Genomic DNA, 13808 nt, shown 5'->3' on the forward strand with positions numbered 1-13808 from the left:
TTTTTCTGTTTAATTTAAGTTGTTTAGCTTCCTGCTATAGACTAAATCTTTTCATTAGAGGAGGATGTATGTTTAAATCTCTTATTGCTGAGATTAAGGATTATAAAAAGCCTTCAATTTTAGCTTCCGCCTTTATGGCCTTTGAAGTTATTTTTGAAATTTCTATCCCTTTTGTCATGGCCTATCTGCTCAATGACGGCGTTAAAGCATCAAATATGGGCAATATTCTTAAGTTTGGCTCTTTGATGCTGCTCTGCGCTTTTTTGTCTTTATTTTGCGGAATTCAGTCTGCCAAATATGGAGCCAAAGCATCTGCCGGTTTTGCTAAAAATCTGCGCAAGGCCTTGTTTAGCAAGGTGCAGACATTTTCATTTGAAAATATCGATCAGTTTTCGGCCGGCGGCTTGGTTACGCGGATGATGACTGATGTTACCAATATTCAGAATTCATACCAAATGATTATCCGTGTCTGTGTCCGTGCGCCCTTGAATTTGATTTTTGCCATTTGTGCAACTTTTTTGATTAATGCTAAAATGGCCATGATCTTTGTTTATGTGGCGATTTTCCTTGCTCTGGTTTTAACCTTGGTCATGCGTACGGTATTTCCAATCTTTAAAAAGGTCTTCAAAGAATACGACCATTTAAATAACAGTGTGCAGGAAAATATCACGAATATGCGTGTGGTCAAATCCTATGTTAAAGAGGAAGAAGAGACCGTCAAATTTAAAAAGGCTTCCCGCATGATTTACAATATGTTTATGAAAGCTATTCGTTTGGTTACCCTCAATAACCCTGCTATGATGCTGTCAATGTATACTTCCTTCTTGATGATTTCCTGGTTAGGCGCTCACTTGATTGTTTCTAACGAATTGACAACAGGTGATTTAACAGCCATGTTCACCTATACCATGACCATCTTGATGTCCCTCATGATGTTTACCATGATTTTTGTGCTCTTGTCTATTTCAACGGCGTCTGTGGAGCGTATTAATCAGGTTCTGACCGCAGATGCGACAATCATTTCCCCAGAAAACGGTCAGACGGAAGTAAAAGATGGCTCCATTGTCTTTGATCATGTTAATTTCTCCTATACGGATGAAGACGGAGACAAGACCCATGTCCTAAGCGACATCAATTTTACCATTGGCTCGGGTGAGGTTATTGGTATTCTTGGCGGTACGGGTTCTGGGAAATCAAGTCTGGTACAGCTGATTGCCCGTTTATATGATGTTGAATCAGGAGCTGTTAAAGTAGGCGGAGTGGATGTCCGCGAATACGATTTGGATCATCTTCGCAAACAAGTGTCCATGGTGCTGCAAACCAATGTCTTATTCTCAGGAACGATCAAAGAGAATATGCGCTGGGGGAACAAAGAGGCTACCGATGAAGAAATCATTGCTGCCTGTAAAATTGCCCAAGCCGACGAATTTATTTCTACCTTTAAGGACGGCTATGATACCATGATTGAGCGTGGCGGTGCTAATGTATCGGGCGGACAGCGGCAGCGTCTATGTATTGCCCGCGCTCTCTTGATGAATCCTAAAATTTTAATTTTGGATGATTCGACATCGGCGGTCGATACCAAGACAGACGCTTTAATCAGGCAAGGTTTGGCAGCTAGTTTAAAGGATACGACGAAGATTATCATTGGCCAGCGTATTTCATCTATTCAGGATGCTGATCGCATTGTTGTCCTAAATGATGGTAAGGTAGATGCTATTGGAAGCCATGAAGACTTGCTGATGTCAAACGCTATTTACCGTGAAGTGTATGAAACACAAACACAAGGAAAGGGAGGTGAAGAAGATGACAAATAAGGGATTTAGGAAAAAAAATAACTGGGCCTCTATCGGACGTCTTTTAGCCTTCATGTGGAGAGAATATAAGCTTCAGCTGATTATTTCCTTTGTTTTGATCATCATTGCTTCTTTGGCGACTGTTAATTTAACAGCATCTATCCAGTCTCTGGTTGATGATTACATCACACCGATGGTTAAGAGCGGCAGCCATGATTTCATGCCTCTCTTGCACTTTTTGACTGGTGTTGGAGCCTTCTGTATTGTCGGTGTTATTGCCAACTATAGTTTTTCTTTGATTATGGCAACCGTATCGCAGGATACTCTCCGTTCGCTGCGCGACCAATTATTTGCCCGTATGCAAACTCTGCCGGTCAAATATTTTGATACGCACCAGCACGGGGACATTATGTCAGTGTACACCAATGATATTGATACCCTGCGTCAGGCTATCGAGCAGTCCATTCCTCAGCTTTTATCTTCAGCTTTTACCATTTTGGGAGTGATTGTTTCCATGCTTCGTGTCAGTCCCTTGCTTTTCTTGGTAGTAGTGGTGATGCTGGCTGTCATGGTTGCTGTTATTAAGACGGTATCAGCTCGATCAGGACGCTATTTTGGCGAACAGCAAAAAAATCTAGGAATTGAAAATGGCTTTATTGAAGAGATGATGGCCGGGCAAAAGGTGGTTAAGGCCTTTGTTCATGAAGAAGAAAGCATTGAAGCCTTTAATGAAATCAATGAACAGCTGTTTTTATCTTCCTACCGAGCTAACGGCTATGCTAATGTTTTGATGCCCATTCTTGGTAATTTGGGCAATGTCTCTTTTGTTTTAACAGCCATTGTCGGCGGAAGTTTTACTATTGGCGGTGTAGGCGGCTTGACAATCGGCGGTCTCATGGCCTTCCTGCAGTTAAACCGGTCATTTACCGGACCGATTGCTCAGGTTTCCCAGCAATTAAACTTTGTTTTGATGGCTCTGGCAGGTGCCGATCGTATCTTTGATCTTCTGGATGAACAGCCAGAAGTCAACGAAGGAAAAGTCACTCTGGTTAATTACGAAATCATTGACGGTCAAATGGTTGAGACGCCAAAAGCGACTAATCTTTGGGCTTGGAAGCATCCTCGCTCTAATGGAGATGCCGAGCTGGTCAAATTAGTCGGAAATGTTGTTTTCAATCAGGTTGATTTTTCATATGATGGCAAAAATCAGATTCTTCACGACATTAATCTTTATGCCGACAAGGGTCAAAAAGTGGCCTTTGTTGGAGCAACCGGTGCCGGAAAGACAACTATTACCAACCTGATCAACCGTTTCTACGATATTCAGTCGGGTTCCATTACTTACGACGGTATTGATATTCAGTTAATTGATAAAAAAGCCCTCCGCAAATCGCTCGGTATTGTTTTGCAGGACACGCACTTGTTTACAGGCACCATTGCTGAAAATATTGCTTATGGACGCGAAAATGCCAGCCGCGAAGAAATCCTTGAAGCAGCACGCATTGCCAACGTTGATTCTTTTGTACAGCACTTGGATCAGGGCTATGATACCATGTTAACTGGTGACGGTGCCGGACTTTCCAACGGCCAGCGTCAGTTAATTGCCATTGCCCGCGCAGCCTTGGCCAATGCACCAGTGTTGATTCTTGATGAAGCAACATCCTCAATTGATTCAAGGACAGAGAGAATGGTGCAGGACGGCATGGATAAATTGATGGAAGGACGCACCGTCTTTGTCATTGCTCACCGCCTGTCAACCATTGTGAATTCCGATGTTATTATGGTTATGGATCACGGACGTATTATTGAACGCGGCAATCATGACGAATTGATGAAGCAAAGAGGCACCTATTATCGTCTCTATACAGGTGGCTTGGAGCTGGATTAAAAACATTGGCAGTTATCCCTAAAATAATTTTGTCAAATATGCAGCCAAATCGACAAAACTATGGTATAATTATCAGTGTTGTCCACCTTTAGTGTAATGGATATCACGTAAGATTCCGGTTCTTGAGATGGGGGTTCGATTCCCTCAAGGTGGATAAGGCAGCAAAAAAAGTTCTGTACCCCTTAGAGTAGCACTTAGCTACAAGGGAATACAGAACTTTTTGTTTAGTTAAAAAGGTGTTCCAGGAGTTTGCTGCCATAAATCCAAAAATAGCTGTATGAAATGATGGATAAAGGTTTGGCAATCATAATAATCGTTGTAAATCGTTTGAGGGTCATATCAGTCAAACCGGTAATCATCACCATAACGTCGGCCGGTGAAATTGGAGACAGCATACAAAAAATAAAGAGTTTTTCGTAAGTATCGCTTTCTAATTTGGCTTCGTACTTATAGAAGGTTTCCCTTTTCATAAACAGCAGAATAAACTTTCGGCCGAACCACTTGACCAGAAGAAAAAGCATGACGCTGCCAATAATAATACCAATATAGTTTAAAATGAAACCAAGCCAGACATCGAAAATCAGGAATCCGGCAACAGTAGTAACGCCGCCCGGAATGACAGGAAAAACGATTTGGAAAATCTGAACGAGTATAAAAATTAAAGGCCCCAGTACCTTGTGACGGTGAACCAAATCTTTTAAGGCATTGCTGTCATTTAAAATGCCTAATTTATAGAACCAGATGACTAGAATGACAGAAGCAATTAAGGCTAAAATTCCTAAAATCTGGATAGTCTTTTGGAGCATCAGGTAGCGTCTGCTTAATTTCATTTTCATACTATTATGATAACATATCAGGGTATTTTTTTGCTATTTTTTCTGTATTTTGCTATACTATTTTCACAGAATAATGCTTTGGGGTCGTTACGGATTCGACAGGCATTGTGCGGCTTATTTTGCGACTCATCGGCAGATGTAAAAATGCCAGTTAAATATAACTGCAAAAAATACAAATTCTTACGCAGTAGCTGCCTAAAAACCAGCCTGCGTGACTTCCACGAGATTGCTTGTGTTTCGGCGGAAGTCTCATGATTAGCAAGCTACGTTTAACCATTGTCTGGCTGGTTAAAAAGAGAACAACAGACTCGCTGAGGAAAGATTTGAGCTATGTATCGTTCTTTAGTTAAATCAAGACATAGCCTATGGTTGTAGACAAATAAGTTGGCAGGTGTTTGGACGTGGGTTCGACTCCCACCGGCTCCATAAACGAAAACGCCTAGGCGTTTTTTTAGTTAAAGGGAAAGTTGGGCTATTATGAAATGTTTAGGGAAACTGCTGCAGGCAGGAGCGGCAGGTATATGCTGTCTTTTGCTGCTGGGCTGTCAGACTAAGGAGTCTCAGCCAAAGAATGCGAAACCTTCTGATCAGGCATCGTTGATGAAAACAGAGAACGCAGACTTTCGTTTAAGCTTTAATAAGATCAAGGTTTCCGATGACCGGACTGCTTTTACAGGCGGGACAAATCTGGAAGCCTTAAAAGAGCTGCTGGGTGAGCCTGTTAAACATGAGAAAAAGCCGGCAGGGGATGTTACCTTGGACAGCTATACTTGGGAAAAAGATGGTGCAGCAATCGTCGTTCATCTTTATCAGAACAGCACGGTAGCACGTTCCATTACCAACTTTTCCTTTAAGCGCAAGGCAAAAATCTCGATGTCCGATTTTCAAAAATTGCAGACCAATGCCAGCTACAAGCAAATCATCGAACAGCTGGGCGAGCCTGATGTTCTCTCTCAGTCCGTATCATCGGATAAGTCAGAAATCCAGGCCGTCTGGACCAGCGGCTTAGAGACAAAATCTGAGTCAGCAGCTATTCAATTGTATTTTGAAAATGATCTCTTGAAAAACAAATCTCAAAATGGATTAAACTAATAACTAAAAGGAGACTGGTTGTTCCAGTCTCCTTTAGGTTTGTTCCAGACAATTTACAAATGCAGTTTGTCTTTATTGGATATTCAATTTGTTTTTGATGATGTAGTGTGTTCCAAAATAGAAAATAATACCGTAGATGGCGGTAACAATAATATTTAAAATCAGATTATAATGGTCTGAATAATTATTGCTTAAGACCAGAAACTCCAGACCGTCTCCGGCACCAGCTGCGAGATAGGCTAAAAAACTGCGGGTAAGATTGATAACAAAATAAAAGGTAAAAGCAAGCAAACCACGGTAATCCTGAAACAGCTGCCCTAAAGAAATGGAAAAGTAAATTTCTAAAATACTGGTAAAAATGACTACGATTAAAAGAAGAGCAACCAAGATGATTTTTAAGGAGAAAAAGCCATCCTTAATGGAATTCATCAGGTCTGACAGATAAGAAGGCCGTACTCGATGAAGAGACGGAAGGACTAATAAGGAGACACTGATAATGAAAACCATGGCGCTGCAGACGTTCCAAATAAAAGCAGTCAGCAATTTAGCCAAAATCGTTTTATGGGTTGACACCGGCAAAGTCAGGGTCAAATAGCCTTCTCTGCCGAAAATATTATTATAAAAGCAGCGAATGATAATTAATAGGGTGGCAATCAAAATAGCAATAAAGACAGCTGCCAGTGCACTTGATAAAGCAAAGAGCAGAATATCCTGCGTGTTTGAATTAACAACAGTCTCCTTGTTAAGTCCAATATTATGATGGAACCAAAGTCCCAGGCCTAAGGAAATAAAAATAGCTAATCCATATAAGCCGAAAAACCAAGCTCCGACTGATTTAAATTCATATTTCAATAATTTTCCAAACATGGTATCCTCCTAAGCTCTGAACCGTTCTCTAAAGATTTGATCGATGGACTGCGCGTATTGCTCACGTAAATCATCAACAGTTTCCTGTAAAACAATCTTTCCTTGATTGATAAAAATGACTTCATCCAAAATTTGCTCAACATCAGCAATCAAATGTGTTGAGATGAGAACAGAAGCATCTTCTGAGTAATTATTAACGATTGTCCTTAAGATATATTCACGGGCAGCGGGGTCAACACCACCGATGGGTTCATCCAGAATATAAAGCTGTGCTTTGCGGCTCATAACAAGAATCAGCTGTACCTTTTCTTTGTTTCCCTTAGAGAGATTTTTTAATTTTTCATCCTGACCGATGGCTAAATCTTCCAGCAGCTGCTCAGCTTTTTGCCTGTCAAAGTCACTGTAAAAGTCCTCAAACAGCTGCAAAATATCTCTGACCCGCATTTTATCATCGAGATAGCTCGTATCCGGAAGATAAGAGATTGTTGATTTTGTCTCGGGACAGGGTCTCAGACCGTTAATCACGATTTCGCCAGCAGTTGGCTGCAAAAGTCCGTTGGCCAGTTTAATCAGTGTTGTTTTGCCGCTTCCGTTTGGTCCCAGCAAGCCAATAATTTTTCCTTTTGGCAGCTTGAAAGAAATATCATCAAGGGCAGTTTTCTTCCCGAATTTTTTGGTAATGTGATGCAGTTGCAGCAGGGGCAGTTGTTCTGTCATTGCGACTCTCCTTTAATATATTGATCCAATACTGTTACTAGATTATCTTTACTAAAACCAAATTTGGTCATCTTGTCAATAAAGCTTCTAAGCTCTGTCTGTGCCAGTTTATGCCGTTCCTCTTCAATCAGCTGTAAATCTTCTGTGACAAAACGTCCAGAAGTTCTGACCGAAAAAACCATATTTTCCTGTTCCAGCGATGTAAAAGCACGCTGCATGGTATTAGGGTTAACACCGGCTTCTTCGGCTAAGTCTCTGACGGTGGGCAGCTGCTGACCGGGCTTTATTTCCTGACTGATAATCTGCATTTTAATATGATTAGCAATCTGAAGATAGATAGGCGATTTTTCATCAAATTTCCAAGCCATCTTTTCTCCCTTCTAAATGTGTAATTGTGTTATATATATATAATACAATTATAAAAAAATAATGTCAAGAGGTTAATTCGCAGGTGTGCAGCAACGCTCAAAAAGCAAGATTTTCAGCCGGTCAGCTTCTTTAAGGAGGCTGTGACCGCCACTAAAATCCAAGTCTTAAGTTCCTTTAGCCCAGCACGCCATGAAAGAAGGAGAAGAGAATTCTGGCTATTTATAGTATAATAGAAGACAAGAGGATTTTAAGGAGAAGGCCATGTTTGCACAGTTAGATACCAAAACCGTTTATAGTTTTATGGATAGTTTGATTGACTTAAAGTCTTATGTCAGAAAAGCCAAGGAGCTGGGGTACTCGCACATTGGTATTATGGACAGGGACAATCTCTATGCTGCCTTTCATTTTATCAAAATGGCACAGCAGGAAAATTTGGTGCCGGTGCTGGGACTCGAGATGGATTTAGTGCTGTCTGATGAACAGGTAAGGATGTGTTTTATTGCTCAAAATACAGCGGGCTATCAGAACCTGCTTAAAATTTCGACAGCAAAAATGACGGATCACCATCTGTTTTCTGATATAGAAGAATTTATGGAGGGTGTTGCTGCTGTTGTTCCATATTTTGAAGGAATTGAGAACATTGACGTGCCAGCCTCTTTCTATATTGGTGTCAGGCCGGATACGCCGCAGCTGATTTTTACACACAGACTTCTGCCTCTTTATACTGTACGCTATTATGAAAATGCTGAAACAGAAACGCTGCAGATTCTGCATGCTATCAGGGATAACCTTCCTTTAAAGGAAGTGGAGCCGATCGCAAAAAATCAATATTTATTGTCTGAGAAAGAGATGGAAGCTGTTTTTGCAGAACGCTTTCCGGAGAGTCTTCTGAATTTAGAAAAGCTTGTAACTTCTGTTTCTTATCAATTTGATACTGACTTGAAACTGCCGCGTTTTAATCGCCATAAGCCGGCTGTTGAGGAACTTAAAGAGCTGGCACAGCAGGGATTAAGGTCTAAAAATCTTGTAGGCAGTAACTATCAGGAGCGCTTAGCAGCCGAATTGAATGTCATTCATAAGATGGGCTTTGATGATTATTTTTTGATTGTCTGGGATTTGCTGCGCTTTGGCCGCTCCCAAAACTATTATATGGGTATGGGACGCGGTTCCGCAGCGGGAAGTCTGGTAGCTTTTGCTCTGGATATTACCGGCATTGATCCTGTGAAAAACAATCTGCTTTTCGAGCGTTTCCTCAATGAAGAGCGCTACAGCATGCCGGATATTGATATCGATCTGCCCGATATTTACCGCAGTGAGTTTCTTCGCTATGTCCGTGACCGCTATGGTTCAAACCATTCTGCCCAAATTGTTACCTTTTCAACCTTTGGAGCCAGACAGGCTATTCGAGATGTCTTTAAGCGTTTTGGTGCAACGGAGTATGAGCTCAGCAATATCACTAAAAAAATCAGTTTTCGCGATACTTTGACCAGTGTCTATGAAAAAAATATTGCCTTTCGCCAAATTATTAACAGCAAGGCAGAGTATCAGCGGGCGTTTGAAATTGCCCGAAAAATAGAAGGCAAGCCTCGTCAGACCTCTATCCATGCCGCCGGAATCGTCATGAGTGATGATAACTTAACCGACCACATTCCCTTGAAGGCGGGGGAAGAAATGATGATCACCCAGTATGATGCGCCTGCTGTTGAGGCTAACGGACTGCTGAAAATGGACTTTTTAGGCCTCAGAAATCTAACCTTTGTTCAAAAGATGCAGGAAAAAGTAGCCAAGGAATACGGTCAGGCTATCGATATCAGATCCATTGACTTAGAGGACAAAGAAACGCTGGCTCTTTTTGCTGCCGGCAATACTAAAGGCATCTTTCAATTTGAAGCTGCTGGAGCTATCAACCTGTTAAAACGCATCAAGCCTTCCCGTTTTGAAGAAGTTGTGGCAACAACCAGCCTTAACCGCCCCGGTGCCAGCGATTATACGGAAAACTTTATTCGGCGTAAGTACGGTCAGGAAAAAGTAGATCTGATTGACCCTGCAGTTGCACCTATTTTGGAGTCAACGTACGGTATTATGCTGTATCAGGAGCAAGTCATGCAGATTGCTCAGGTATTTGCAGGTTTCACACTGGGCAAGGCCGACTTATTGCGCCGGGCCATGTCCAAAAAGAATGCACGTGAAATGCAAAAGATGGAGAAAGACTTTTTGTCAGGCGCCGAGCAGCTGGAGCGGAATCCTAAGGTGGCCAAGGACTTGTTTGCCAGAATGGCTAAGTTTGCAGGCTACGGCTTTAACAGAAGTCATGCCTATGCCTACTCAGCTCTGGCTTTCCAGATGGCTTATTTTAAGGCACACTATCCGGCAGTCTTCTTTGATATTATGTTAAATTATTCCAGCAGTGACTACCTCGATAATGCTTTGGAAGCGGATTTTAAAATAGGAGCCTTGTCAATCAATACGATTCCCTATTCTGATAAAATAAGTCGGGGTCAGATATACTTAGGTCTGAAAAATATCAAGGGATTGGCGCGTGATTTTGCCTATTGGATTATTGAAAACCGTCCTTTTTCAAGTGTAGAAGACTTTCTAACCAGAATGCCGGAAAAATATCAGAAGACTGAAATCATAAGCCCCTTGGTTCAAATTGGTCTGTTTGATCAGTTTGAGAAGAACCGCAAAAAAATTGTGGTGAATTTAGAACATCTCTTTACTTTTGTCAATGAGCTGGGAAGCCTGTTTGCGGATTCTTCTTACAGCTGGCTGGAAGAAGAGGACTACACCAATGCCGAAAAATATCAGATGGAACAGGACATTATCGGAGCAGGCATCAGCCCTCATCCCTTGGTTGAAATTGCTAAGCAGTCATCGAAAAACTTGGTGGGCATAAGCGATCTTGTTGAAGGAAGTGAGGTCACTCTGCTCGCGCAAATTGATGCAATAAAGGTCATTCGGACCAAGTCAAAAGGAGAGCAGATGGCTTTTCTCAGTGTGACCGACACTAAGAAAAAGCTTGATATTACCCTTTTTCCCGAAGTCTATCAAAAATACAGACAGCTTCTAGCTGAAAAAACTATCTATTATTTCACCGGTAAAATTCAAGAGCGGGATCATCGCCTGCAGATGATTTTGCATCAGCTGGAACCTGCTTTGACGGAGAAATTTTGGATAAAACTGCAAAATCATGCCTATGATAAGGAAGTTTCTGCCATCTTGGCGGATTATCCCGGCAATATTCCGGTTGTGCTGCACTATGCAGAAAGCAAAGAGACCCTGCAAAGCAGCCGTCATTTTGTTGCTAAAAGTCCGGAGCTGGAAGAAAAACTGGCAAATTATGCGCTGAAAACGCTTTTTCGCTAAAAAGTAAGAAAGAAAGTGAACATTTTACCAAGGTTTGTGCTATAATAATAACGTTAATTTAAATAAAGGAGTATCAAGCAAAATGAAACGTATTGCTGTTTTAACCAGTGGCGGTGACGCTCCTGGTATGAATGCTGCTGTTCGTGCAGTCGTTCGTAAAGCAATTTCTGAGGGAATGGAAGTTTGCGGAATCAATCGTGGCTATGCTGGTATGGTTGAGGGTGATATTTTCCCGCTTGACGCCAAAGGTGTGTCAAATATCCTTTCTCGCGGAGGAACTTTCCTCCAATCTGCACGTTATCCTGAATTTGCTAAGCTTGAAGGGCAATTAAAAGGTATTGAACAACTGAAAAAGCATGGGATTGAAGGTGTCGTTGTTATCGGCGGTGATGGTTCTTACCACGGCGCTATGCGTTTGACCGAACATGGTTTCCCTGCTATCGGCCTTCCGGGAACGATTGATAACGACATTGTCGGAACTGATTATACTATCGGTTTTGATACTGCAGTCAGCACTGCCATGGAAGCTCTCGATAAAATTCGTGACACGTCCTTCAGCCACGGCCGTACCTTTGTTGTTGAGGTTATGGGACGCAATGCCGGAGATATCGCGCTTTGGTCCGGGATTGCAGCCGGTGCTGACCAAATCATTATCCCTGAAGAAGATTACGATATTCACGAAGTTGTGGCTAAAGTTAAAGATGGTTATGCCACTAAGGGTAAAAACCACCACTTAATCGTTCTTGCTGAAGGTGTTATGCATGGTGATGCCTTTGCTGCTAAGATGAAGGAAGCAGGCGATGACAGTGACCTTCGTGTGACCAACCTCGGTCACATTCTGCGCGGTGGAGCACCGACTCCTCGTGACCGTGTCATTGCTTCATGGATGGGAGCCCATGCAGTTGAATTGCTGAAAGCTGGCAAAGGCGGTCTGGCTGTCGGTCTTCAGAATGAAAAACTGGTTGAGCACCCAATTCTTGGAAGTGCCGAAGACGGCGCCCTCTTTAGCTTGACAGAAGCAGGCGAAATTGTTGTGAATAATCCGCACAAAGCACGCCTTGACTTTGCGGCCTTGAATCGTGATTTAGCTCACTAAGACGGCGCCATAGTTTTTAATAATAATCAATGATTGACATAAAATAAGGGAGTTTCATAAAAAATGAATAAACGCGTAAAAATTGTTGCAACATTAGGTCCAGCTGTTGAAATCCGCGGCGGTAAAAGATTTGGTGAAGATGGTTATTGGGATGAAAAGCTTGATGTTGAAGCATCAGCTGCCAAAATCGCTGAATTAATCACTGAAGGAGCTAATGTATTTCGTTTCAACTTCTCACATGGTGACCATGCTGAGCAAGGTGAGCGTATGGCAACTGTACGCCGTGCCGAAGAATTGGCACGCCAAAAGGTTGGATTCCTTCTTGATACTAAGGGACCTGAAATGCGTACAGAATTGTTTGAAGATGGTTCCAAAGAATTTTCTTACAAGACTGGCGATAAACTTCGCGTAGCGACTAAGCAAGGTATCCAATCAACAAAAGACGTTATTGCTTTAAATGTTGCCGGCGGTCTTGATATTTACGATGACGTTGCTGTCGGCCAAACTATTTTGATTGATGATGGTAAACTTGGTCTTACTGTAACAGCTAAAGACATTGCTACCCGTGAATTTGAAGTAGTTGTTGAAAATGACGGCACCATTGCTAAGCAAAAAGGTGTTAACATTCCTAACACAAAGATTCCTTTCCCTGCACTTGCTGAACGCGATAATGCAGATATTCGCTTCGGTTTGGAACAAGGTCTTAACTTTATTGCTATCTCTTTTGTCCGCACTGCTAAAGATGTCAATGAAGTGCGTGCTATCTGTAAAGAAACTGGCAATGAGCATGTTAAATTGTTTGCTAAGATTGAAAACCAACAAGGTATTGATAATATCGATGAAATTATCGAAGCTGCAGATGGTATCATGATTGCCCGCGGTGATATGGGTATCGAAGTACCATTTGAAATGGTTCCGGTTTATCAAAAAATGATTATCACTAAGGTCAATGCGGCTGGTAAAGCAGTCATCACAGCAACAAACATGCTTGAAACCATGACTGACAAACCTCGTGCAACACGTTCAGAAGTATCTGATGTCTTCAATGCGGTTATTGACGGTACAGATGCAACCATGCTGTCCGGAGAATCTGCTAACGGTAAATATCCGGTTGAGTCAGTACGTACAATGGCAACAATTGACAAAAACGCTCAAACGCTCCTTAATGAATACGGCCGTTTGAATTCAGATAATCTGCCTCGTACAAACAAAACAGAAGTGGTTGCTTCAGCTGTTAAAGATGCAACTAAATCAATGGATATTAAATTGGTTGTTACCATCACTGAATCCGGCAATACAGCCCGTTTGATCTCTAAATACCGTCCGGATACTGACATCTTAGCTTTGACATTCGATGAAAAAATTCAAAAATCATTGATGATTAACTGGGGTGTTATTCCAATCCTGACTAAGAAACCTGCATCTACTGATGACATGTTTGAAATTGCTGAAAAAGCAGCACTTAAATCAGGTTTGGTAGAATCTGGTGACAATATTGTTATCGTTGCTGGTGTGCCAGTCGGTTCAGGCGGAACAAACACAATGCGTGTCCGTACCGTAAAATAAGAAATACAGACAGCGAGTTTGGGACAGAAGTCTCAAACTCTTTTAATTTCGGCAGGATCAGCTGTTTGACGCAGTGGTTGAAAATAAGGGCTCCTTGTCAACTGTAGTGGGTGACTTATAAGGAACAACGAGAGAGGACCAGATTGGTCTTCTCTTTTGTTAGGTTCAAAGCGAGATAAATCCGTTTTTTGAAGTTGTCAAAGTTTCGATAACCA

10 protein-coding genes, 1 tRNA gene and 1 other RNA gene are annotated in these 13808 nt (G+C 41.9%); 8 read left to right on the top strand and 4 right to left on the bottom strand.

The window, feature by feature from the left end; translation table 11 throughout:
• Positions 1–68 precede the first annotated feature (68 nt).
• The 3 genes from BMI76_RS07435 (at position 69) to BMI76_RS07445 (ending at position 3838) form a co-directional block, all read left to right on the top strand.
• Positions 69–1817: an ABC transporter ATP-binding protein gene (locus tag BMI76_RS07435; RefSeq protein ID WP_075346947.1), complete on the top strand. Its 1749-nt coding sequence runs from the start codon at positions 69–71 to the stop codon at positions 1815–1817.
• A complete protein-coding gene (locus tag BMI76_RS07440) occupies positions 1807–3684 on the top strand; it encodes an ABC transporter ATP-binding protein (RefSeq protein ID WP_075346948.1) in 1878 nt (625 codons plus the stop codon). Before BMI76_RS07435 ends, BMI76_RS07440 begins: the two co-directional genes overlap by 11 nt.
• A gap of 82 nt (positions 3685–3766) precedes the next feature.
• Positions 3767–3838, top strand: a tRNA-Arg gene (locus BMI76_RS07445).
• 70 nt (positions 3839–3908) lie between these two features.
• On the opposite strand, the gene BMI76_RS07450 is transcribed toward BMI76_RS07445, so the two are convergent.
• A complete protein-coding gene (locus BMI76_RS07450; RefSeq protein ID WP_075346949.1) occupies positions 3909–4520 on the bottom strand; it encodes a TVP38/TMEM64 family protein in 612 nt (203 codons plus the stop codon).
• Positions 4521–4600: 80 nt separating this feature from the next.
• Here BMI76_RS07450 and ssrA point away from each other — a divergent pair.
• Together ssrA and BMI76_RS07460 are read left to right on the top strand one after the other, a co-directional pair.
• Positions 4601–4949, top strand: a transfer-messenger RNA (tmRNA) gene (gene ssrA / locus BMI76_RS07455).
• Between the two features lie 48 nt (positions 4950–4997).
• Entirely contained in the window at positions 4998–5612 is a 615-nt protein-coding gene (locus tag BMI76_RS07460; RefSeq protein WP_075346950.1) for a DUF3862 domain-containing protein, read from the top strand.
• Between the two features lie 72 nt (positions 5613–5684).
• Here BMI76_RS07460 and BMI76_RS07465 read toward each other — a convergent pair whose 3' ends face one another.
• The 3 genes from BMI76_RS07465 to BMI76_RS07475 are packed head-to-tail and all read right to left on the bottom strand — an operon-like array spanning position 5685 to position 7564.
• Positions 5685–6479: a permease gene (locus tag BMI76_RS07465; RefSeq protein WP_075346951.1), complete on the bottom strand. Its 795-nt coding sequence runs from the start codon at positions 6477–6479 to the stop codon at positions 5685–5687.
• Between the two features lie 9 nt (positions 6480–6488).
• Entirely contained in the window at positions 6489–7196 is a 708-nt protein-coding gene (locus tag BMI76_RS07470) for an ABC transporter ATP-binding protein (protein ID WP_075346952.1), read from the bottom strand.
• A complete protein-coding gene (locus BMI76_RS07475; protein ID WP_075346953.1) occupies positions 7193–7564 on the bottom strand; it encodes a GntR family transcriptional regulator in 372 nt (123 codons plus the stop codon). The genes BMI76_RS07470 and BMI76_RS07475 overlap by 4 nt, the downstream gene beginning before the upstream one ends.
• A 262-nt stretch (positions 7565–7826) precedes the next feature.
• Here BMI76_RS07475 and BMI76_RS07480 point away from each other — a divergent pair, with 262 nt between their 5' ends.
• From BMI76_RS07480 to pyk, 3 genes are all read left to right on the top strand, one after another.
• Positions 7827–10931, top strand: a complete 3105-nt coding sequence (locus BMI76_RS07480; protein ID WP_075346954.1) for a DNA polymerase III subunit alpha — start codon at positions 7827–7829, stop codon at positions 10929–10931.
• A gap of 82 nt (positions 10932–11013) precedes the next feature.
• The gene (gene pfkA / locus BMI76_RS07485; RefSeq protein ID WP_075346955.1) at positions 11014–12027 is read left to right on the top strand and encodes a 6-phosphofructokinase; all 1014 of its coding nucleotides are present in this window, start codon (positions 11014–11016) and stop codon (positions 12025–12027) included.
• Positions 12028–12090: 63 nt separating this feature from the next.
• A complete protein-coding gene (gene pyk, locus BMI76_RS07490; RefSeq protein ID WP_075346956.1) occupies positions 12091–13593 on the top strand; it encodes a pyruvate kinase in 1503 nt (500 codons plus the stop codon).
• The last annotated feature ends 215 nt before the right edge of the window (positions 13594–13808 follow it).

Origin of the sequence: Streptococcus sp. 'caviae', from assembly GCF_001937065.1 — a bacterium.
GTDB lineage: Bacteria > Bacillota > Bacilli > Lactobacillales > Streptococcaceae > Streptococcus.

Coding starts and splice junctions, on each gene's coding strand:
- pfkA (WP_075346955.1), top strand. CDS start 11,014: ATGAAACGTATTGCTGTTTTAACCAGTGGCGGTGACGCTCCTGGTATG.
- BMI76_RS07435 (WP_075346947.1), top strand. CDS start 69: ATGTTTAAATCTCTTATTGCTGAGATTAAGGATTATAAAAAGCCTTCA.
- BMI76_RS07460 (WP_075346950.1), top strand. CDS start 4,998: ATGAAATGTTTAGGGAAACTGCTGCAGGCAGGAGCGGCAGGTATATGC.
- BMI76_RS07475 (WP_075346953.1), bottom strand. CDS start 7,564: ATGGCTTGGAAATTTGATGAAAAATCGCCTATCTATCTTCAGATTGCT.
- BMI76_RS07480 (WP_075346954.1), top strand. CDS start 7,827: ATGTTTGCACAGTTAGATACCAAAACCGTTTATAGTTTTATGGATAGT.
- BMI76_RS07465 (WP_075346951.1), bottom strand. CDS start 6,479: ATGTTTGGAAAATTATTGAAATATGAATTTAAATCAGTCGGAGCTTGG.
- BMI76_RS07450 (WP_075346949.1), bottom strand. CDS start 4,520: ATGAAAATGAAATTAAGCAGACGCTACCTGATGCTCCAAAAGACTATC.
- BMI76_RS07440 (WP_075346948.1), top strand. CDS start 1,807: ATGACAAATAAGGGATTTAGGAAAAAAAATAACTGGGCCTCTATCGGA.
- pyk (WP_075346956.1), top strand. CDS start 12,091: ATGAATAAACGCGTAAAAATTGTTGCAACATTAGGTCCAGCTGTTGAA.
- BMI76_RS07470 (WP_075346952.1), bottom strand. CDS start 7,196: ATGACAGAACAACTGCCCCTGCTGCAACTGCATCACATTACCAAAAAA.